The organism is Rhizobium leguminosarum bv. viciae USDA 2370 (genome assembly GCF_002008365.1).
In the GTDB taxonomy this organism is placed as follows: domain Bacteria; phylum Pseudomonadota; class Alphaproteobacteria; order Rhizobiales; family Rhizobiaceae; genus Rhizobium; species Rhizobium leguminosarum.
Genome location: NZ_MRDL01000051.1, coordinates 246877 through 266947, shown reverse-complemented (window position 1 = coordinate 266947; position 20071 = coordinate 246877). Strand labels below are relative to the sequence as shown.

Below are 20071 nucleotides of genomic sequence, written 5' to 3'. Positions count from 1 at the left end.
GTCGGGGCGAGATGGGCGTAGTCGAGAAGATAAAACAACAAGCGAAACGCGAGGAAGGCGGCGCGGTCCTGACCGAGCGCCTTGACTACCAGTATGCGTGGGGAATCCAACGGATGCTCGCGCTCCACCTTACAGATCAATCCTACGCTTTCTTGTTCGAATCCCACGACGATATCTTGGAACTCGACCACGAGGCGACGCCGAAGAAGGTCGTCTTTTACCAGGTAAAAACGCGCAAGAGCGGAAACTGGACGGTAAGCCGGTTCACGGAGCGGAGGAAGGAGAAGGACGGCGGCGGCCCCGGCGCTTCTGTCGCGGGAAAAATGTTCGATAACATTAGGCGCTTCTCGACGTGCATCGACCGAGCCGTGATGGTGACGAACATGCCCATGCCCAAACTCAGCTTGGATGTCGGCGAGCATTGCCTGACAACACTCGACAAGGACTCCTTGAAAGAACTCGGCGTCGCAATGAGCGCCGAAGATGCCGCGTTCGTGGTGGCGACGCACCTGCCGTACTACCACCTGCACTACAGCCCGCTCCACTTCGACAACGCGCATCACACCGTCGTCGGACAGGTGGCCGACGTCCTTTTCAAGCGCACGGGAAGCGAACGCGGCGCGAAGACGTTCTTTGACGCCCTGTCCGGCGAATGCAGACGGAAGGCGAAGCCCCAGCCCGCAGTACGCACTTTGGCGGAGTTCGACGCCGCACATGTCCTCAAGAGGTCCGACGTTGAATCATTCCTCGGTGTCCATGGCGAGCACACGGCGCCTAGCTGGGCGAATGTCGCTCCATTTCTCCAGCCGCTGGGATTCGTCAGGGTCACGGCGATCATGAAGGCGTGGGACCGTTATGAGATCGAGCGCAGAACCCGCTGGGAAACGCTACGACACGTCGCGCCGAAGCTCGCGTCCGCTATTGAACCGATTTTCAATGGACGCCACGATTTCACCGTAGCTCTGCAAGAGGCCGTCGTGGAAGTTCGGGACGTGGTGCGGGCTTGGTCGCCCACCGCCGACGACGCCGCGATCGCCGCCATGATCCTCTACGAGTACCAACGCCAATGAACGAACGCGAACGCTTCGCCCTTCTCGTCCGAAATCTGAGAAAAGAAAAAAATGAAACGCTTGAGCTTCGAAAGGCTGGAATTGTTGTCCCTGACCGAAAGGAAGGCGCGGACGATAGACTTTCACCCGAAGCTGACGATCATCTCGGGAATGAACGGGGTCGGTAAGTCCTCGGTCATCAAGAGCCTCTACTGGACATTGGGTGCAGCTCCCCAGGCGATCCATCGTGACTGGGTCGCGGCTAACGTGAAGAGCCGACTTCACGTGCGCATAGACGACGCCTCGTATTCCGTCGTCAGGGACGGCCGACAACTGGCCATGTTCGACGCCGAAGGAAAGAAGCTGATCTCCACGAACAGTATCACGCATGAGTTCGGACCATTTCTTGCCGGCAAGCTCGACTTCGGGCTCACACTTCTGAACAGGCAGAACGAACCGGAGATCCCTCCTCCGGCCTATGCGTTCCTGCCGTTCTATATGGACCAGGACGGAGGATGGGAGCGTCCACTTTCGTCTTTCGACAGGCTGACGCAGTATGCGAACTTCAAGCGAGCCATCATCGAATATCATTCGGGGATCAAGCCTAACCAGTTCTACGAAATTTCCGCTGAAAGAACGATGACGGCCCGCCTGAAGTCTGAGGCTTTGTCCGAAAGGAACACCGTTTCCGGCGTCATCGCAAAGTTGGGTTTCGATCCGGTATTTCAGGGCATCGAGCTTTCTGCCTACGATCACGACGCCGCGGTCGAGGACCTTCTCGTCCGCCTGACAGAACTGCGCGACACGCGGCAACGGCGCGCAGCGAAACTCGCCGAGGTCGTCGATGAGCGAATTCTTCTCGAAGAACAGATCGAGCTGGCCCGCGCCGCGGCGAGAGAACTCGGCGCCGATGCGAACTGGGCGGCCTCGGACGGACGCGAGACGATCGCCTGCCCGACGTGCGGAACCGATCATCGGAATAATTTTAGACATCGTTTCTCAATTCTTGCAGACCGCGACCAGTGCTTCGAATTCGTGGCAAGCTCCCTCGACAAGATCGACGATCTCGCGAAGAAGGCGCGCGACGTCGAAAAGGAGATGGTTTCTACCGACCGCGTTATCGCTGAAGTCCAGTCGACGCTCGAAGTCGAACGTGGACGGGTCACCCTCAAAGAGGTGATCGAGAACGAAGGCCGGCGGCAGGCCATGTCGCTTTTCAACGAGCAAATCTCCGAACTCGACGAGAAAATAGGGGGCTTCGAGGCGTCCATCGTCGAGATGGAGGCGGCGCTCAAGAAATTCAACAAACGGCAACATCGAGAAAGGCGTGAGCGTTTCTATGCCGACAGGATGCGCAGCTATATCGACAAGCTGAACGTGCTCAATCCGGATTACGACGCCATATCCAAGATCACCGGGCGCATCGTCGAGACCGGCAGCGAGCAGCCTCGCCTGCTTCTGGCGTACGAGCTGGCCCTGCTTGCGACCATTCAGGAGTTCTCCACCGCGTTCGCCGCACCAATAGTCATCGACAGTCCGAACCAGCAGGACCAGGACGACACGAACGCGCGGTCAATGGTTTCGCTGATCATAGACTCGCGCCATCCCAAGGGTCAGACCATCCTGGGGACGGTTTCGATGCACGGCATCGATCCGGGCGACGCCAGCGTGATCGAGTTCAACGACAAGCGATCGGTGCTACAAAGCAGCGAGTTCGAAGTCGTCTCGGCTTCCTTGAGACCCGTGCTTGAGACGCTCTGACATCAGGATCCGGCCGATCTGCCGTCGTCGGCCGCCTACACTATCCACTTTCGATGCTCGTCTTCCGGATGCCGCCGAAGTTTCCCGATCTGGCGACGAACATGACATGGGCGACGTCTTGCACGACCTGATCTCTGCGAACGGATGGAGCGGCGCGGCAGAGTGGGTGGGCATGATGCGCGAACGGCCGGAGTTCGACCGGTCCTGGAATCCTATCGGCGTCGGCGCGTTGTCGGACACGATCCTCGGCTTTCAAGGCAGCCCCAAAAAGAGCGAGGCCCGTCGCGCGCTTGAGAATGGCGTCTCCTATGCGCCTCTGGCGAAAGCGGCACCGACGAAGGAGGATGCTTCGAGGGAAGGATTCCTGCCCGGTCTGACGAACAGGATGCGCACCCGATTGCAGGGCTTTTCTGACGATTGGGAATTCGTTGGTGGACTGGGGCCGGCTGCCAATCAGATCGGGAATTCTGCCACCGGCCGCAAGGTCTGGACGAGCAGATCCGGGTATACAGTGATAAGCTGGGCCCCCGAAGAGCGCGGGCCGGCGTGATGGACGGATGGCGACCCGGATCTCAATCGGCATATGGCTCGGACGACAACGTACGCAGAGGGGTATCGGGAACACACGGGCGGGCCGAAGCTACTTGCTGCTCGTGTCCGCCATGTCGGCGTGCCGATGGACGAGCTTCCATTCGCCGTTTTCACGTCGGAAGACCTCCGTGACGCGTAGGGACATCGGAACCTCTCCTTCCTTGCCCTCCATGCGCACTTTGGCATGTTGAAGACCCGTCCAGAACGAGAGATCGCCACTCTCCGCCGATTGGATCACCTCGAAATGTCCGGAGCTGCCCTCCTTGAAGGAGGATGCACCCTTTTCGTTGGCGGCGTTCACGTTCGTTGCACCCGAAATCCGATCGCCGGACGGCGGGAAGAAGGTCGCCGGATCGTGCGACGTCGAGATGTCGATCAAGGTGGCCGGGTTGCCGTTGATGTAGTCGAGGGAAACGCTTTCGCGGCGTTTCATGAACTCGTCGAAAGATTCGTCCAAGGCTGGCATGTCGTTCTCCTCCGTTTCGCTTGAAACGCGAGTGAAGAGGAGTTGTTCACCGACATCACCGCGGAAACTACTCCATTGCGAGTATCTTCCGGAAGAAAGGGTCGAAGACGGCCGTCACCCGGTCGAACTCCGTTTCTCGGAGAACCTTGCGTTTCGCTTCGCCGTAGGTGGCGATCATGATGTCCTCGAGGTCAACACCCGTCTCGCCCCCGTCGCTACGATGGTTTGGGCGTCGTCAGGTATGCGTGCCGGCGGGATAAGATGCCTCAGCGCTTCCACGATGTCGAGCAAACCCGGATCGAGTTGCTCGCGCGTCATTGTCCGCCATTTTTCGTAGTAGGCCCGCCACATCCCCGACATCTGTTCCGGCTTTTCCTGCAGCACCGTGACGAGATGCAGGCCAGATCGAGCGCCATGAACAGGTCTTCGAAGTCGTCGGAAAACCCGCACGTGGCAAGGCCTGCGCAGCCATCCAGGGCATCATTGCCCAAGGCGAGGAGATCATAACGAGAAGGCCATGTGGGATAGACGAGGCTTGCACCGTTTGCTGGACACGGCCGCCTGTCTCGCCCGGTCGGCTGACCGCCTTCATTTCGAAGGCCCGGTTCGGCAAGGCCTCGGTCGGCGCAAGGCCGAGGCCAAACCCGGCCGGGCCCAGCGACACTGAAGGTATCGTCGAACTCGGCGATTCGCCGCCGAGAGGCGCCGGCTTTCTTACATCCCACGTAGTCGTGGAATTGCAGATGCTGCTCATCATCTATGATTCAGGTGATCTTCGCTGTTGCCCGATAACAAACGTGCCAGTGCCCTGGACCTCCGTACTGCCGCGGGGATCCTTGGCCGCAGCAGGGAACTCCGCCAGGCTCTGCTTCTCGCCGACGAGGATATTGCGGACATTTGCGACGAACGCGTTCAATGACCGCTTCGAGCCCTCCTGTTGGCCAGCCTGACGCCGCTCGCGGAGAGCCGGCGGATTGACCTGGGTATCACGTGCCAGGACAGGGCTATCACGATCGGTTCGCTAGCCGATTTCGAGGTCATCCTGGACAATCTGGTCGAGAACGCGGTGCGGTACACGCCACCGACCGGGACCGTCGACGTCGCGGTGGTTGCCGCCGGGCAAGAAGCGCGGATCGAAATCCGCGACACCGGACCCGGCATCGCGGAAGAAGAGATGCCCCGCGTCTTTGAACGGTTCTTCAGGGCAAAGCCCCAGGATAGCGAGGGGAGCGGCTTGGGGCTGTCGATCGCAAAGGCGGCAGCCGAAAGACAAGGAGCGCGCCTTGCACTTGCCATGCGCGAGGACGGGCCCGGCCTTGTCGCATGCCTCATTGTACGAATGGCCTCAATGAAGGCCTAGGTGTTTGATGCCAGGTGCCGTCATCGCCAATGAACAAGTGGTCGTTTCCGATCAAGTCAAAATCATCCAGCACCGAGATGGAGGCACTCTCTCAAATCAGGGTTGAAAACGGCGACGAGGGGAAGAACGGAGACATCCGATGAAGCATAGCCAGGAATGCCCGTCGAGGTTTTCGTACAGACAGAAGAGCGTCGACGCTGTCCTTTCTGGTCAACCGCTTACAGACTAGGTCATGCGCATGTTCCGCGAAGAGTAATGTCCGCATTGCGAAATGAAACCAGGGGTTCCTTGACCGGAATGAGCAAATGCAGCGCGCGGTGGCGTGAGAGCAAGCTCGGAGGTTTGCGCCACAGTGTGTCCCTTTCACACGGATTGGTGAAGTTACTGTCACACGAGCGGAATATCGGGGTGCTAGCGTCGGCATCGCCGTTCAAAAGGAGTAATCAATGCGCAATCTAGCCCTGTCCCTCGCCCTCGTCATCGGCCTTGCTTCTTCCGTTTTAGCAGAAGATGCCAAGCCATTTTCCGATGCCAAGGAAATCGACCTCGTTTCGCTGTTGCCGACACCGCCCGCCAATAATTCGCCGCAGATGCAGGCCGAACTCGCTGAAATACTGACGATCCAGGTTACCCGCACACCTGAGATGGCCGCACGTGCCGTCGCCGATGCGGATGAAGATGTCTGGCGATTCGCCGACGTGATCGACAATCCCAAGTTCACCAAGGAAAACCTGCCGAAGTTCGCCGCCTTCTTCGACCGCGTCGTCGCCACAGAAGGCGCTGTTGTCGATCCGGCCAAAGATTTCTGGAAGCGTCCGCGGCCGCACCTCTACAGCGACCTGGTCAAGCCGATTGTCCCCCTCTCGAAGTCTGGTGCTTATCCGTCGGGTCACACCACCGTCGGCACGCTGATGGGCATCGTCCTTTCCAACATGGTGCCGGAGAAAAGGACCGAGCTGATGGCACGCGCGTGGGAATATGGTCATAACCGTATTGTCGGCGGCATTCACTATGCTTCGGACGTCGAGGCTGGCCGCATCGCCGGCACCGTCATTGCCGAAACGATCCGCACCCATGACGACTACAAAGCTGAATTTGAAGCCGCCGAGGAGGAACTTCGATCCGTCCTTGGTCTGCCCCACGTCTGAGCCGATTGACCAAACATCCATTTGAACCGCCGGCGAGGAAATCCGGCGGTGCCATGCTTCCAGGCATCCTCGGCCGTCTCTACAGCTTCGACGCCCTCTTCGACAACCCAAGTCAGATCATAGGGCTTCCCGAGAACGCGAAACGACATTCGAAGATCGATTCCATCGACACTGGCGCCCGTGAACTCGGTCTTAGGGGCTAATCCCACGACTTAGATGTGACACTTCTTCGTAAGCTTCTTGAACGCCTTGAGCTCTTTGCGATCGTACAGTCCTTCGGCTGGAAGTGTTAGATAGCTGAGGGCATACAGCATCAGAGCGTGTTCGACGTCGAATTTTTTGTTCTTGAACATCTAATGCCGTAAGGGTTTTGCGAAACCCCGGCTTGTACAGAATCCTGCGCCCTCCGTCATCTGCCTGAAAGAATTCGATCGCGCGAAATTCCGCCCCGAGGACGGCTCCACTGGCCGACCCTACGTTTGTGCCGCCTTGGAAGCCTCCAACGATCTTCCAAGAAGTGGCATGACCCGCACGTAGACAAGCTCGCTCAACAGTTCCACCAAGATCTGAGTGACGATGACGGCGGGAAGGACAAGCGCGGCACCGGGCACGGCGAGCGCTAAAGGCAGCACGACCAGCGAGTTGCGGGTCGACGCGCTGAAGGCAATTGCGCGACCTTCGGTCGGGACTAGGCCCAACATGCGGCCGACGAGCCAGCCCGCGATCGGGGCCAGCACGGCGAACGCGACGTAGACCGGTAGGACGGTCATCGCAGCCCCAATCGCGGATCCGAGCTGCGGCAGGACGGAAGCGACGACGACGAAGAGCACGAAAGCGGTTGCCGGAACTGGCAGCAGGCCGAGCGCAGCCGACGTCTTCTCCCCGATATGGCTCGTCTTTGCCCAGAAATGCGCGGCTATTGCGAGAGCCAGCGGGATGGCGATCAACCAAACGAAGGCATGGAGGAACGGTCCAGCCTGAATGAGGGAGGCGGCGTTCTCGCCGAGCAAGGCGCTGAGGTAGACCGGGAGAGCGATCATCTGGACGATCAGAAGGATCGGCGTCGCCGCCAGCAAAAGGCGGGCGTCGGCCCGGCCAAGATGCGAGAAGGTCACGACGTAGTCGACGCAGGGTGTCAGAAGCACGAGCAGGACACCCAGGCGAAGCATTGGATCGCCGGGGAGGAACTGGACGAGAAAGCCGACGATGCACGGAATGACGACGAAGTTCGTGAGCAGAAGCACGCCCAGAAACTTGAAGCGTGAGAACGCCTTTCCAAGCTCGGCCACCGGCACCTGGAGGAAAGTCACGAAGAGCATGAAGGCGAGCGCCGGATTGATGGCGCTTTCCAGCCACGTCGTTCCCGGCACGAAATATGCGGCAAGCGCCGCGACGACGACGGCGACGAAATAGATGGCGACCTGGTTTTCTTCGAGGCGCTCGCGAGTAATGCTCAAGACATGTCCTAACGTATCGATCGATCCATCTCCATCGAATAGCATTGAGACGGTCGTAGCTAGGGTCAGGACCTATTAATCTGGCATCGACGGCCAAGAGCCGTCGCTTTCGGAATAGGCCACGAACGGTAACTTCCCGCCATTGTGAGATTTTGATCAAGGGCTCAAAAGCGCCAGACCTTTGCCAAAGATGCTGCGAAAGTCGTAGCTCGATCCCGTCCTAAGGCATGGCCGCATTTAAAGCAGACACTCGACGATTTCTGCTGCCTTATGTGATGTATTTTACAATAACCTAATGTACAGTAGCGTACCTGGGGGCTGCGCCAAGAGAATTCAGCAAGTATTGCCAGCCTGCCGGCGACGAATCCTATCTGCCACGCCGGAGCGTGACGGACACGCTGGTGTATTTCAATCAATTGGGGGGATGCCATGAGACTGACCAGACGCGACTTCACGAGAGCTTCATTATTGGCGGCAGGTCTTTTGGGACTTCGCTCCACCGGTGCCGCAGCCGACGATGTGCCGGCCGAGGAGGCCCGCGCCATCGCCAAGGAGGCCTATATCTACGGCTTCCCGATGGTCGACAGCTACCGCATCCAGCACGCCTATTTCGTCGATGACAAGAACCCGGAATACAAGGCGCCGTGGAACCACCTCAAGAACATCCCCCGCGTCTACACGCCCGCCGATACGGCGATCCAGACGCCCAACTCCGACACGCCCTATTCGATGATCGGGATGGACTTGCGCGCGGAGCCGATGGTGCTGACCGTGCCAGTGATCGAGAAGGACCGGTACTTCAGCATCCAGCTTATCGACGCCTACACGTTCAACTTCGACTATGCCGGCAGCCGCACGACCGGCAACGACGGCGGCAGCTTCCTGGTCGCTGGCCCAGGGTGGAAAGGCGAGACGCCTGCGGGCATCAAAAAGGTGTTTCGCGCGGAGACAGATCTCATCATCGCGGCCTATCGCACACAGCTATTCAATCCAGACGACCTCGACAATGTGAAGAAGATCCAGGATGGCTACAAGGCGGAGCCGCTTTCGGCGTTTCTCGGTAAGCCCGCGCCTGCGGCTGCTCCCGCAATCGACTTCATGAAGCCGATTTCGCCGGACGACGAGCGCAAGTCGCTTGAGTTCTTCAACATCCTGAATTTCGTCCTGCAGTTCTGCCCGGCCAATCCATCCGAGACCGAGTTGATGGCGCGTTTTGCCAAGATCGGCGTCGGTGCAGGCAAGACAATAGACATTGCGGCGCTCTCGCCCGACATCAAGGCGGCCATGGAACAAGGCATGGCCGACGCCTGGGCCGATCTTGGGGAATTGAAAAAGCAAATCGACGCCGGCACGGTGACCTCGGGCGAGATGTTCGGTACGCGCGAATACCTCAAGAACAACTATCTGTACCGTATGGCGGCGGCCGTTCTCGGAATTTACGGAAATTCAAAGCAGGAAGCGATGTACCCGGTCTACGCCATTGACGTTGAGGGGCAGAAGCTCGACGGCGCCAACCACTACACCGTCCACTTCGCAGCCGACAAGATGCCGCCGGTTCACGCCTTCTGGTCGCTGACGATGTATGATCTCCCGGCGAGCCTGCTGGTCGCCAATCCGATCAACCGATACCTGCTCAACAAGCCGATGCTGTCGCAATTCGTCAAGGATGCCGACGGCGGCTACACCTTCTATGTGCAGAACGAGTCGCCGGGCAAGGACAAGGAGCCGAATTGGCTGCCAGCGCCCAAAGGCCCCTTCTTCGTCGCGATGCGCCTCTACTGGCCGAAAGACGAGGCGCTGAATGGCACGTGGAAACATCCGCCGATGGCCAAGACATCATAGCCAGTTCGGTTCGCCCGCGGCATTCCATGGACTTAGCGGTTCTCGGCCGGTCTTCGGGGACTACTCCCGAAGATGGCGCGAGACGCGAATGGTGGGGCCAACGGCTCTACAAGCAACGTCACAAGATCGAAAACATGTTCGGAAAACTCAAAGACTGGCGTCGTATTCACACTCGATACGACCGCTGCGCCCACACCTATTTCTCAAGCAACGCATAGCAGCGGCCGTCATCTTCTTGCTCTGATTAGTGGGACCCGACCCTAGATCATATCTGCGTGGTGAGGCCAAGGAGCCACTCCGGCATGGCGGCTTCGAGTGCCTTCTGGATCGAACGGTCCAGGCCCGTCAGGGTCATCGTGCCGACCAGCACTAGCAGAACGCCCAGGATCGCCTTGAGGCGTGAGGCCGAAGCGGCCATTCGTCCCCGCCACCGTTGCAGGGCCTCGCGGGAGAGCGATCCGAGGATCAGTAGCGGAAAGGCGGTACCGACGCCGAAGGCGAGCATCGTGAAGGCGACCGCGGCAAGGTTCTCTCCCCTCGCCGCCATCACCGACGCCGCTCCGAGCGTCGGCCCTACGCACGGCGTCCAGACCGCACCGAGCAGGAAGCCTACGGCGAACTGCCCGCCGACGCCCGTCGTCGACATCGTCCGGAACCTGCTCTGCGCCCACCCGCTGATCGGCCCTGCGGCCGTTGCGAAGTTGGCCTGAAGACGCGGAGCGAGAAGGACGGCTCCCACGACAACGAGGAGTGCGGCCGAGACCAGCCGGAACACGGTCATGTCCAGACCGATGGAGAATCCGATCGTGGCGACGAAGATGCCGATCAGCGTGAACGAAGTCGCGACGCCTGCCGCAAGGGCCAGGGGTGCGGCGCGATGTTCGGAAGCCGCCGTCGCCATGACGACCGGCACGAGAGGCAGGACACATGGCGACAGGATGGAAAGGACTCCCGCGAGAAATGCCAGTGCCGCCATCGTCACAGGGCCTTGCGCAGGAAAGCTTCGATGCGGGCGGGGTCGCTGACGCCCACGCTCCGGTCGATCTCCTTGCCGTCCTTGAAGAGAACCATGGTGCTCTGCGACTGGACTTTCAGTTTGCGCAGGACGGACTTCTGGCTGTCAAAGTCAACGTCGAATTTCTTCATGCTCTTGAAATCGCCGGTGCCGAGCAGGCGCGCGACCACAGGCTTCTGGGCCTGACAGACCTCGCACCACGGAGCCGTGACGTGGACGAGTACAGGCACGCCCCTCGCGGCCGCGTCGTCGAACCCAGGGATGAATTCTGCTGCGGATGCAGAATTGGAGGCAAGGCCGGCCGTGAGAAGTGCGGCGGACGTCGAAGCGAGAAACTGACGGCGGTTCATAGGACGATCTCCTTTCGGGGAGTGACGGAGGAAGGTGCGAAGTGGGAGAAGAGCGCGCCCGCGGATTCGCGGGCCTCCTCGGGCGCGGTGATCGTGAGCCGGATCGTATCGACTTCCTGTTTCAGATCGAAGTCGAGAAACGCGCAGCACTCGCGCTCCTTCCGGACGAGCTCCTGCAGCTCCAGCCGAGCTGCGCCGTCGTAGATGAGTTCTATGGACAGGCCTTTTCGAACGACTTCGAGTAGGCTGCTGGACGCAAGCCTCTTAATCTCCGCCGCGCGTTTCTTGAAGTCGCCCCCATCCAACGTGCAGGCGATCGGCTTGTCCGCGGTTGGCGCGGCACACGAACCGCAGCCACAGGCCGTCGCGGGAAGCGGCGCACCGCCCGCTGTCTGCGCTCTCCGGTTCAGGACCATATATCCGAGCACCGGGAGCGCCGCGAGAAGAGCGGCCGGTCCGAGCCACGGCGTCAGGCTTGCCGCGGCGACGGCCGATCCAGCCGAGAGCAGCGGGACCGTACAGCACGCCGCGCAGGCGGCAAGTCCAAACCCCGCTAGTTTGGTTGTCGTATTCATCCTTCGACCTCCTTCAATCGTGATTGGTCGAAGCTACTCCTTCAAGTTACTTTAAGGGCAAGGAGAAAAATGCGATGAACTATCACACGTCCGTGTTCACGATCGGCAACCTTGCTAAGTCTGCCGGCGTCACCACGCCGACCATCCGGTTCTACGAAGAGATCGGCCTCATTCCGAAGGCGCGGCGGTCACAATCCGGCCAGCGCTACTACGAGGACGAGGATGTTTCGCGGGTGACCTTCATCAAGCAATGCCGCGACTTCGGCTTCTCGATCGATCAGATCCGCGTGCTGCTGGAACTATCCGTCAGCAGCGACAGGAACTGCATCGAGACGCGCGACATCGCGCAGGGTCATCTGGACGAGGTAAGGCAGAGGGTGGAGGAGCTGAAGAAACTGGAAGCGCGGCTGGAGACGTTCGTGAAGCGGTGCGACGAGGCGTGCGCCGGAGGTCCGGGGGACGAATGCGTCATATTCACGGATCTTGCCAGCCAACCCACGCGGTCGTGCTGTGGCTAGCGCCTTCCTGGCGGTGTATTTCTCATCGGACAGGCAGCCGCCGCCCGGCTCCGGAAAAGCGATTGATCGTATTCCCGAACTTGCCGTCGCCTATCGCCTCAGGAGACGCGCTTTCCGGGCGGTATCCAAGCACGGCTGGCATTCATGTTCGGCGTAGCGAGCACAACACATCTCCGTGAGCCTGGCTTCCATTCCCGTAAACGCCATGCCAGTATCGCGCCATGACTCTCCTGCGGACCGTCCATCGTCTGTTTTTGTTCTTCGCCATGCTCGCGGTCGTTGTCGGTCCGATGAGTATCGGGCTGGCCAGCAGCGCTATGGCCTCTTCGGGTGCGGCGACGATGGAGGACATGTCCAGTTCCATGTCCGGCATGCAAATGGCGGAAAACATGCCATGCTGCCCCGACAAGGAACCCGTCAAGCCGGACTGCGCCAAAAGCTGCCCGCTGGCCTTGGTCTGCACGACATCGATCTTCGCGCATGCTCCCCATTTCCATGGCTGGTCGTTCGCCGTCTCCTGGCTGTCGCACCGCTACGACCTGATACCCGCGTCGCAACTGACGTCGGCATTCCTCAAGCCTCCGGCCCGACCTCCGAAAGCCTGATCTCAAGCCAAATTGTGAAACACGCCTGCGGTTCACGCCGGACGCACGAATGCGTCCGCACGGATCCGACGGCCATCAATTTTGACCCCAGGACGCGATCAAGAGATCCGTCCCGATGAGATCGGAATCATGAACAAGACTTCCTTTTCAGCAGGAGCGCTGCTCCTCGCCGGCGCGCTGGTCGCCGGCTCCGCAACCATGTCCTTCGCAGCCGCGCAGGACTACGAGTTCCAGCCTGTCTCGACCGACGTCAAGCAGGGTCAGGGATCGCCGGTCTCCGTCCGCCTGGTCGACAAGCGGACGGGCAAGCCGGTTCCCGACGCCGTGATCTTCACCACCCGCATGGACATGGCCCCCGAGGGCATGGAGATGATGACGACCCCGGTCGAAGCGGCCAGCTCGACGGAACCCGGCGTCTACGCCTTCAAGTCCGACTTCACCATGGCGGGCGGCTGGCGCTTCAAGCTCGCCGCCAAGGTCCAGGGCGAGCCGGACACCGTCGAGGGCGAAGTCGTCCTCAAGGCAGCGCCTTGAACACGCCATCGCGCGTGGCAGCCACGCTCTCCCTCGCCGTGTTGGTCGGCGGGGGAGGCTATTGGGCTGGCACGAACAACCTGGCGTCGGTCTTCGGAATCGAGCTGGCCGAGACGGCGCTGGCAACGCCCACTGGTTCCAGGCCCACCCCGACCGGGGCGGTCATCTACTACCGCCATCCGGACGGCCTTCCGCAGTTCTCGGCGACGCCGAAGAACGCCGACGACGGGCGACTGTTCGTCGCCGTGCATGCGAGCGAGGACGTCAGTTTCGACGACAATGCCAAGGTGCCCGCCGCCATTGCGGCCGCGGACGCCGCACCGGAGGCCTCGGCCTCGAAAGGACGCATCCTCTACTATCGCAACCCTATGGGCTTGCCGGACACCTCGAAGGCGCCGAAGAAGGATTCCATGGGCATGGACTACATCCCTGTCTATGAAGGCGATCAACCCGACGCCTCGACCGTCAAGGTCTCGCTCGGCAAGCTGCAGCGCACGGGCGTGAAGACGGCCTCCGCGGAGATGGCCCGCATAAGCCGCAAGATCCAGGTGCCGGGGACCGTCGCCCTGGACGAACGTCTGGTCAGCATCATTTCGATGCGCACGGATTCCTTCATCGACGATGTCGCCGACGTGACGACGGGCGCCCGCATCGGAAAGGGAGAGAAGCTGTTCCGCTTCTATTCCAAGGAGATCGCCACGGCGGCATCGGAATACGCCGCCGGCAGGGGCGAAGCGCGCGTCAACGGCGACGCCGGCCCGGCGCTGCGACTGAAGAACCTCGGCGTGCCGCAGGAGGTCGTCGACGACATCGCCCGGACCCGCGAGGTGCCGGCGAGCATGAGCTACACCGCCCCGCGCGACGGCGTCGTCCTCGAGCGCTCGGCGACGACCGGGATGATGGCCAAGTCCGGCGACGTGCTGTTCCGCATCGCCGACATCTCCAATGTCTGGGTGGTCGCCGACGTCCCCGAATACGATCTGACCTCCGTCCGGATCGGCGCATCGGCCGACGTCGTCGTCCGGAGCCTGCCCGGCAGGACGTTCAAGGGCGTGATCGACCTGATCTATCCCGAAGTCGAGACGCAGACGCGGACAACGAAAGTCCGCCTCGAGATTCCAAACCCGGACGGCGTCCTCCTCCCCAACATGTACGCCGAGGTCCAGGTCGAGGCCGGTGCGCCAAATCCCGTGGTCGCCGTGCCGAACAGCGCCGTCATCGACACGGGCGACCGCCAGGTTGTCTTCATCGACAAAGGCGAAGGCCGGTTCGAGCCGAAGGACGTCACGCTCGGCGTCCGCGGCGAAGACAAGACCGAGATCACCAAGGGCATCGCCGCCGGCGACAAGGTGGTCGTTGCCGCCAATTTCCTTCTCGACGCCGAAAGCAACCTGAACTCCGCTCTGAGCGCCATGACCGAGGAGGCCAAGCCATGATCTCCCGCGTCATCTCGTGGTCCGCCCACAATCTCGTCCTGATCTTCGTCGGCGCGGCACTCGCCGTCACAGGCGGTGTCTACGCCCTGCGCTCCCTTCCCCTCGACGCGATTCCCGATCTCTCCGACATCCAGGTCATCGTCTACACCGAATATCCCGGCCAGGCCCCGCAGGTGGTCGAAGACCAGGTCACCTATCCGCTGACGACGTCTATGCTGACCGTACCGAAGTCGAAGGTCGTGCGTGGCTTCTCCTTCTTCGGCGTCTCCTTCGTATACGTGATCTTCGACGACGGCACCGACCCCTACTGGGCGCGCAGCCGCGTGCTGGAATATCTGAACGCCGCGCAGAGGCGGCTGCCGCAGGGCGTCGCCCCGACGCTCGGGCCCGATGCGACGGGAGTCGGCTGGGTCTACCAGTACGCCGTCGTCGCCAAGGAGCTGTCGCTCGCCGAACTGCGGTCGCTGCAGGACTGGGTGGTGCGCTTCGCCGTTTCCAAGTCCGAAGGCGTCTCGGAAGTCGCGAGCGTCGGCGGCTTCGTCAAGCAGTATTCGATCGTCGTCGATCCAGCCCGCCTCAAAGCACAGAGCGTCTCGCTCAACGATATCGCCAACGCCGTCCGTGCGAGCAACACGGATGTCGGCGGCCGTACCGTCGAGCTTTCCGAATTCGAGTTCATGGTACGCGGTCGCGGCTATCTCAAGGGCATCCCCGACATCGAGAGCATCGTGCTGAAGAGCCGGAACGGCGTGCCGCTGAAGCTCAGCGACGTCGCCAGGGTGGAACTCGTTCCCGACGAACGACGCGGCATCACAGAACTGAACGGCGAAGGCGAGGTCGCAAGCGGCATCGTGCTGCAGCGGTTCGGGGCGAATGCCCTGACGGTCATCGACAATGCCAAGAAGAGCCTCGATTCCATCAAGAGCAGTCTGCCGGCGGGAACGGAAATCGTCCCGGTCTACGACCGCTCGACGCTGATCGAGGCGGCGATTGAAACCCTGAAAGGCACGCTCTTTGAGGAATCCATTGTCGTCGCTCTGGTGACCATCGCTTTCCTGCTGCATGTCCGCAGCGCTCTCGTCGCGATCATCATGTTGCCCGTCGGCATCCTGATGGCTTTCATCGCCATGAAGCTGCTGGGCATTGGTGCAAACATCATGAGCCTCGGCGGCATTGCGATTGCCATCGGTGCGATGATCGACGCGGCGATTGTGATGATCGAAAACGCCCACAAGCATCTGGAGCGCGCGCCGCCGGACAAGCCCCGCATCGACATCCTGGTCGAGGCGGCCAGCGAAGTCGGCCCGGCGCTGTTCTTCAGCCTGCTGATCATAACCGTCTCGTTCCTGCCGATCTTCACGTTGGAATCGCAGGAAGGCCGCCTGTTCGGGCCGCTCGCCTTCACCAAGACGTTCTCGATGGCGGCCGCCGCGCTGCTTTCTGTGACGCTGGTGCCAGCCCTGATGATCCTCTTCGTTCGGGGATACATCGTCCCCGAGCACAAGAACCCGTTGAACCGATTCCTCATCTGGATCTATCGCCCCGTGATCGCGAGCGTATTGCGGGTGAAGACGCTGACGATCCTTGCGGCCCTTGCGATCCTCGCGGTCTCGGTCTGGCCCGTGCAGCATATCGGGAGCGAGTTCATGCCCAATCTCGACGAGGGCACGCTGATGTACATGCCGACCACCCTGCCCGGCATCTCCGTCACCAAGGCGGCCGAGCTGATGCAGACGCAGGACCGCATCATCAAGTCCTTTCCCGAGGTCCAGAGCGTCTTCGGCAAGGCCGGCCGTGCCCTCACCGCGACGGATCCCGCTCCGACGGAGATGTTCGAGACGATCATCACTCTGAAGCCGAAATCCGAGTGGCGGCCCGGCGTAACCACCGACAGCCTGAAGCAGGAGATGGACGCCGCCCTGCAGTTTCCCGGCGTCTCCAATGCCTGGACGATGCCGATCCGCGCCCGCATCGACATGCTGTCGACCGGGATCAGGACGCCCGTCGGGGTCAAGGTCTACGGCACCGATCTCGGAGAGATGGAGAAGATCGCCCGGCAGATCGAAGGCGTGCTGAAGACGATCCCCGGAACGTCGAGCGCCTATGCTGAACGGGTGATCGGCGGCTACTATCTCGACATCGTCCCCGACCGCCTCGCGCTCGGCCGCTACGGGCTGACCATCAACGACGTCCAGGACGTCGTCGGCATGGCGCTCGGCTCGGAGGTCGTGACATCGACCGTCGAAGGCCGCGAGCGTTATGGCGTGGCCATACGATATCCACGGGCGTCCCGAAGCGATCCGCAATCCATCGCCAGGGATGTGCAGATATCCCTGCCCGGTGGAGGAACCGTTCCTCTCGGTGAAGTAGCGGACGTCAAGCTGACCCGCGGCGCGACGACAATCCGCACCGAAAACGGCCAGCTCGCCGTCTACATCTACGTCGACATCGCCAACCGCGATCTCGGCGGCTATGTCGCGGAAGCCCAGCAGGCGGTTGCCAAGAGCATCAAGATGCCTCCCGGCTATTCCGTCGCCTGGAGCGGCCAGTTCGAATACCTGCAACGGGCCGAGGCGCGGCTTGCCGTCGTCGTCCCGCTGACGCTGGCGCTGATCTTCCTGCTGCTCTACCTCAACTTCAAGAGGCTGACGGAGACGTTGATCGTCATGCTGTCCCTGCCCTTCGCACTGGTCGGCGGCATCTGGCTGATGTGGTGGTTGGGCTTCAACGCATCGGTCGCGGTCGCCGTCGGCTTCATCGCGCTCGCGGGCGTCGCGGCCGAGACTGGTGTGATCATGCTGATCTACCTCGACCACGCCATGAAGGAACAGCGGGAAGCCTGTGAAAAGGAAGGCAGGCCCTTCTCGAAACCGGACCTCAACCGGGCGATCATGGTCGGAGCGGTCGAACGCGTCCGGCCGAAAATGATGACCGTCGTCGCCATCATGGCCGGCCTCCTGCCGATCCTCTGGAGGACCGGCACGGGTTCGGAGATCATGCAGCGCATCGCCGTGCCGATGATCGGCGGCATGGTATCGTCGACGCTGCTGACGCTGGTCGTCATCCCGGCGGTCTACGGCGTGGTCAAGGGCTGGCGGCTCCCGTCGGCATCGTTGTCCGATCAGCTCGTCGAAGAGAGCCAAGACAAGCTCGAGGCGGCCGAGTAATGAAAGGAGGATGCGATGATGAACGACATGATGGGCGGCGGCATGACGTGGGGCATGGGGCTTGCGGGGTTCCTCGGATTGGTCGTGGTCGTTCTCCTGATCGCCGCGCTGGTCAAATATCTGTTCTACCGCTGAAGTCTTCGCCCGTGTCGCGGACACAGTCGTTCCAAGACGCGGGCGTGGGGATGCGGCCGGACGCAGTCGCGGCTTGTGTTCGACGTATTTTAGCGTCATCTTCTATACTGCCATGAAACGCTGGTCGGCTCGCAAGCTTGTCGCCTTGTTCCTCGCGGTTTTCGTCGCCGTGGGGATGAGCCTGTCCGTCGCCCAGGTAACAGCCATGTCGATGAAAATGGCGATGGCCTCTCAGATGACCGGTTCGATGCATGACGGCTGCCCGGACTGCCCGGACGGCGGTGACGACGGCATGAAGGCGATGGCGTGCAGCGTCGTCTGCACGACGCCCATCCTTGCCGTGCTTCCCGAGGGAGCATCCGTGCCGGTTGTCGGACAGATCGCCTCGTTCCCCACAAGTAACTCGCTCCTCCGTGGCACGAGAGCGCCGCCCGATCTGCATCCTCCGCGAACCACCGACATCGGCTGACGTTCCGGCGGTCGTCTGACGCGACCGAACCGGGCAAGCGAACGCGTATGCGCCGTGTCGTGGCACGTGTGTATCCACAACCACGAAGGCAGCGCGTTCCGCCATCAACGATGATCGGAAGGATCGACTGTGAATACCGAATTCAATGGCCGCGTCTCTCGCCGGGGTTTTCTCCAGGCCGGCGCGGGCCTTTTATTGGCCGCTGGGCCGCCGTCATCGATGCTGCGTGCGGCAGGCTCGAACGAGTACCTGATCGTCGCCGGGCAGGCCCGCGCGCGTCTCGCCGGCCCGGATCGTCCGGAGACCGGCGTCTGGGCCTACGACGGAACCGTACCGGGACCGCTCGTGCGCCTGCGGCAAGGCGAATCCGCTCGGCTCGTCGTCGAAAACCGGCTCGCCCAGGAGACCACGGTCCATTGGCATGGTATCAGGCTGCCCAACGCCATGGACGGCGTGCCAGGCCTGACGCAGCCTGCGATCAAGCCCGGCGATAGCTTCGTCTACGAGTTCACGCCACCGGATGCCGGGACGTTCTGGTACCACCCGCACGCCAACAGCCTCGAACAGCTTGGCCGCGGCCTCGCCGGAGCCGTGATCGTCGACGAGCGCGACCCTGTCGCCGTCGACCGCGATCTGCTCTGGCTCCTGGCCGACTGGCGGCTCAGGGAGACGGGCGAGATCGCCTCCGGCTTCGGCAACCGGATGGAGGCGGCGATGTCCGGCCGCGTCGGAAACACCGTCACCCTGAACGGTCATGCCTCGGAGGGGGAACCGGTTCGCGCCGGCGAACGCGTCCGCCTACGCCTTATCAACGGTTCGCTCGCGCGGATCATGGCGCTGCGCTTCGAGGGGCACGAGCCAGTGGTAGTCGCTATCGACGGCCAGCCCTGCGATCCCCACGAACCCTACGGCGGCCGCATCCTGCTTGGGCCCGCCATGCGCGTCGACGTCGTCCTGGACATGCATGGGGAACCGGGACGGCGCTACGAGGTCGTCGACGACTTCTACGACGGCCTGTCCTATCGGCTGACGCAACTCGCCTATGACCAACAGCCGCCTCTTCGCGGGCGTCCTCTCGACGCGTCGCTTGGCCTTCCACGCAACCCCCTGCCGGAACCCGACCTTGGAACGGCCGAGCGTCATGACCTGACGCTCCAGGGCGGCATGATGGGCGAAGGCATGATGGCGGGAATGGGGGGAATGATGGGTGGTGGAATGATGCAGGGGATGATGGGCATGGGCGGCGGCCCGGCCTGGGCGATCAACGGCATGTCGATGACCGGCGACGGCCATGCGGGCATGGAGCCGGCCCTCACGTTTCAGCGCGGACGCAGCGTCGTACTGATCCTGCGCAACCAGACCGCCTGGTGGCATCCGATGCACCTGCACGGCCACAGCATGCGGGTGTTGAGCCGCAACGGAGCGCCCGTCCCGCACCGCGAATGGCAGGATACCGTGCTGATGGCGCCGAAGGACGTCGTCGAAGCCGCCTTCGTCGCCGACAATCCCGGCGACTGGATGCTGCACTGCCACGTCATGGACCACCAGATGACCGGCATGATGACCGTGCTGCGTGTCGCCTGAACTCTAACA

The 20071-nt window shown here is 61.7% G+C and carries 19 protein-coding genes and 3 pseudogenes; 16 read left to right on the top strand and 6 right to left on the bottom strand.

The genetic code is table 11. The features are described 5' to 3' along the window. Positions 1–11: 11 nt before the first annotated feature. The 3 genes from BS629_RS28095 to BS629_RS39395 all read left to right on the top strand — a co-directional run bounded on the left by BS629_RS28095 (position 12) and on the right by BS629_RS39395 (position 3360). Complete coding sequence (locus BS629_RS28095; RefSeq protein WP_077988662.1) at positions 12–1070, top strand: dsDNA nuclease domain-containing protein; 1059 nt, start codon at positions 12–14, stop codon at positions 1068–1070. A gap of 51 nt (positions 1071–1121) precedes the next feature. After that, positions 1122–2810 carry an ATP-binding protein gene (locus BS629_RS28090; RefSeq protein ID WP_077988661.1) on the top strand — a complete coding sequence of 563 codons (1689 nt, stop codon included), beginning with the start codon at positions 1122–1124 and terminating at the stop codon, positions 2808–2810. Positions 2811–2916: 106 nt separating this feature from the next. Then, a complete protein-coding gene (locus BS629_RS39395) occupies positions 2917–3360 on the top strand; it encodes a hypothetical protein (RefSeq protein ID WP_077988660.1) in 444 nt (147 codons plus the stop codon). Between the two features lie 90 nt (positions 3361–3450). On the opposite strand, the gene BS629_RS28080 is transcribed toward BS629_RS39395, so the two are convergent. Together BS629_RS28080 and BS629_RS40090 are read right to left on the bottom strand one after the other, a co-directional pair. Continuing rightward, complete coding sequence (locus BS629_RS28080; RefSeq protein WP_077988659.1) at positions 3451–3867, bottom strand: YybH family protein; 417 nt, start codon at positions 3865–3867, stop codon at positions 3451–3453. A gap of 234 nt (positions 3868–4101) precedes the next feature. After that, positions 4102–4251: pseudogene (locus BS629_RS40090) on the bottom strand (cysteine hydrolase); the annotation flags it as partial. Here BS629_RS40090 and BS629_RS28070 point away from each other — a divergent pair. The 4 genes and pseudogenes from BS629_RS28070 to BS629_RS39000 all read left to right on the top strand — a co-directional run. After that, positions 4240–4373, top strand: a pseudogene (locus tag BS629_RS28070) (DUF892 family protein); the annotation flags it as partial. The pseudogenes BS629_RS40090 and BS629_RS28070 overlap by 12 nt on opposite strands. A 431-nt stretch (positions 4374–4804) precedes the next feature. Next, entirely contained in the window at positions 4805–5227 is a 423-nt protein-coding gene (locus tag BS629_RS28065) for a sensor histidine kinase (protein WP_245315119.1), read from the top strand. A 446-nt stretch (positions 5228–5673) separates the two neighbouring features. Further along, complete coding sequence (locus tag BS629_RS28060) at positions 5674–6375, top strand: acid phosphatase (protein ID WP_077988657.1); 702 nt, start codon at positions 5674–5676, stop codon at positions 6373–6375. Between the two features lie 53 nt (positions 6376–6428). Next, the gene (locus tag BS629_RS39000) at positions 6429–6578 is read left to right on the top strand and encodes a hypothetical protein (RefSeq protein ID WP_158081464.1); all 150 of its coding nucleotides are present in this window, start codon (positions 6429–6431) and stop codon (positions 6576–6578) included. A gap of 270 nt (positions 6579–6848) precedes the next feature. On the opposite strand, the gene BS629_RS28055 is transcribed toward BS629_RS39000, so the two are convergent. Beyond that, complete coding sequence (locus BS629_RS28055; RefSeq protein WP_108565366.1) at positions 6849–7832, bottom strand: arsenic resistance protein; 984 nt, start codon at positions 7830–7832, stop codon at positions 6849–6851. A 429-nt stretch (positions 7833–8261) separates the two neighbouring features. Between BS629_RS28055 and BS629_RS28050 the strand changes: the two genes are divergently transcribed. Continuing rightward, positions 8262–9674 (top strand): DUF1254 domain-containing protein, encoded by a 1413-nt coding sequence (locus BS629_RS28050; RefSeq protein ID WP_077988655.1) that lies wholly within the window; start codon positions 8262–8264, stop codon positions 9672–9674. 101 nt (positions 9675–9775) lie between these two features. Beyond that, positions 9776–9892 (top strand): annotated as a pseudogene (locus BS629_RS40080) (IS5/IS1182 family transposase); the annotation flags it as partial. Between the two features lie 47 nt (positions 9893–9939). Here the strand turns inward: BS629_RS40080 and BS629_RS28040 are convergent. From BS629_RS28040 to BS629_RS28030, 3 genes are read right to left on the bottom strand one after another with little or no spacing between them, the layout of a single operon-like run. Then, positions 9940–10650, bottom strand: a complete 711-nt coding sequence (locus BS629_RS28040; protein WP_077988654.1) for a cytochrome c biogenesis CcdA family protein — start codon at positions 10648–10650, stop codon at positions 9940–9942. Positions 10651–10652: 2 nt separating this feature from the next. Continuing rightward, entirely contained in the window at positions 10653–11039 is a 387-nt protein-coding gene (locus tag BS629_RS28035; protein WP_077988653.1) for a thioredoxin family protein, read from the bottom strand. Further along, entirely contained in the window at positions 11036–11614 is a 579-nt protein-coding gene (locus tag BS629_RS28030; RefSeq protein WP_077988652.1) for a hypothetical protein, read from the bottom strand. The genes BS629_RS28035 and BS629_RS28030 overlap by 4 nt, the downstream gene beginning before the upstream one ends. Positions 11615–11688: 74 nt before the next feature. Here BS629_RS28030 and BS629_RS28025 point away from each other — a divergent pair, with 74 nt between their 5' ends. The 7 genes from BS629_RS28025 (at position 11689) to BS629_RS27995 (ending at position 20062) form a co-directional block, all read left to right on the top strand. Continuing rightward, the gene (locus tag BS629_RS28025; RefSeq protein ID WP_077988651.1) at positions 11689–12132 is read left to right on the top strand and encodes a MerR family transcriptional regulator; all 444 of its coding nucleotides are present in this window, start codon (positions 11689–11691) and stop codon (positions 12130–12132) included. Positions 12133–12353: 221 nt separating this feature from the next. Further along, positions 12354–12737, top strand: a complete 384-nt coding sequence (locus BS629_RS28020; protein WP_077988650.1) for a hypothetical protein — start codon at positions 12354–12356, stop codon at positions 12735–12737. Positions 12738–12866: 129 nt separating this feature from the next. Beyond that, entirely contained in the window at positions 12867–13271 is a 405-nt protein-coding gene (locus BS629_RS28015; protein ID WP_184328242.1) for a FixH family protein, read from the top strand. Then, entirely contained in the window at positions 13268–14707 is a 1440-nt protein-coding gene (locus BS629_RS28010; RefSeq protein ID WP_210322562.1) for an efflux RND transporter periplasmic adaptor subunit, read from the top strand. The genes BS629_RS28015 and BS629_RS28010 overlap by 4 nt, the downstream gene beginning before the upstream one ends. Continuing rightward, positions 14704–17874 carry an efflux RND transporter permease subunit gene (locus BS629_RS28005; protein WP_077988649.1) on the top strand — a complete coding sequence of 1057 codons (3171 nt, stop codon included), beginning with the start codon at positions 14704–14706 and terminating at the stop codon, positions 17872–17874. Before BS629_RS28010 ends, BS629_RS28005 begins: the two co-directional genes overlap by 4 nt. A gap of 247 nt (positions 17875–18121) precedes the next feature. Beyond that, the gene (locus tag BS629_RS28000) at positions 18122–18478 is read left to right on the top strand and encodes a hypothetical protein (protein ID WP_077988750.1); all 357 of its coding nucleotides are present in this window, start codon (positions 18122–18124) and stop codon (positions 18476–18478) included. A 129-nt stretch (positions 18479–18607) separates the two neighbouring features. Next, positions 18608–20062, top strand: coding sequence for a multicopper oxidase family protein (locus tag BS629_RS27995; RefSeq protein WP_077988648.1), 1455 nt, complete (start codon positions 18608–18610; stop codon positions 20060–20062). The last annotated feature ends 9 nt before the right edge of the window (positions 20063–20071 follow it).

Excerpts from the sequence above, each read along its gene's own strand:
- BS629_RS28095 (WP_077988662.1), top strand. The coding sequence starts at position 12 with ATGGGCGTAGTCGAGAAGATAAAACAACAAGCGAAACGCGAGGAAGGC.
- BS629_RS28090 (WP_077988661.1), top strand. The coding sequence starts at position 1,122 with ATGAAACGCTTGAGCTTCGAAAGGCTGGAATTGTTGTCCCTGACCGAA.
- BS629_RS39395 (WP_077988660.1), top strand. The coding sequence starts at position 2,917 with ATGGGCGACGTCTTGCACGACCTGATCTCTGCGAACGGATGGAGCGGC.
- BS629_RS28080 (WP_077988659.1), bottom strand. The coding sequence starts at position 3,867 with ATGCCAGCCTTGGACGAATCTTTCGACGAGTTCATGAAACGCCGCGAA.
- BS629_RS28060 (WP_077988657.1), top strand. The coding sequence starts at position 5,674 with ATGCGCAATCTAGCCCTGTCCCTCGCCCTCGTCATCGGCCTTGCTTCT.
- BS629_RS39000 (WP_158081464.1), top strand. The coding sequence starts at position 6,429 with ATGCTTCCAGGCATCCTCGGCCGTCTCTACAGCTTCGACGCCCTCTTC.
- BS629_RS28050 (WP_077988655.1), top strand. The coding sequence starts at position 8,262 with ATGAGACTGACCAGACGCGACTTCACGAGAGCTTCATTATTGGCGGCA.
- BS629_RS28040 (WP_077988654.1), bottom strand. The coding sequence starts at position 10,650 with ATGGCGGCACTGGCATTTCTCGCGGGAGTCCTTTCCATCCTGTCGCCA.
- BS629_RS28035 (WP_077988653.1), bottom strand. The coding sequence starts at position 11,039 with ATGAACCGCCGTCAGTTTCTCGCTTCGACGTCCGCCGCACTTCTCACG.
- BS629_RS28030 (WP_077988652.1), bottom strand. The coding sequence starts at position 11,614 with ATGAATACGACAACCAAACTAGCGGGGTTTGGACTTGCCGCCTGCGCG.
- BS629_RS28025 (WP_077988651.1), top strand. The coding sequence starts at position 11,689 with ATGAACTATCACACGTCCGTGTTCACGATCGGCAACCTTGCTAAGTCT.
- BS629_RS28020 (WP_077988650.1), top strand. The coding sequence starts at position 12,354 with ATGACTCTCCTGCGGACCGTCCATCGTCTGTTTTTGTTCTTCGCCATG.
- BS629_RS28015 (WP_184328242.1), top strand. The coding sequence starts at position 12,867 with ATGAACAAGACTTCCTTTTCAGCAGGAGCGCTGCTCCTCGCCGGCGCG.
- BS629_RS28005 (WP_077988649.1), top strand. The coding sequence starts at position 14,704 with ATGATCTCCCGCGTCATCTCGTGGTCCGCCCACAATCTCGTCCTGATC.
- BS629_RS28000 (WP_077988750.1), top strand. The coding sequence starts at position 18,122 with ATGAAACGCTGGTCGGCTCGCAAGCTTGTCGCCTTGTTCCTCGCGGTT.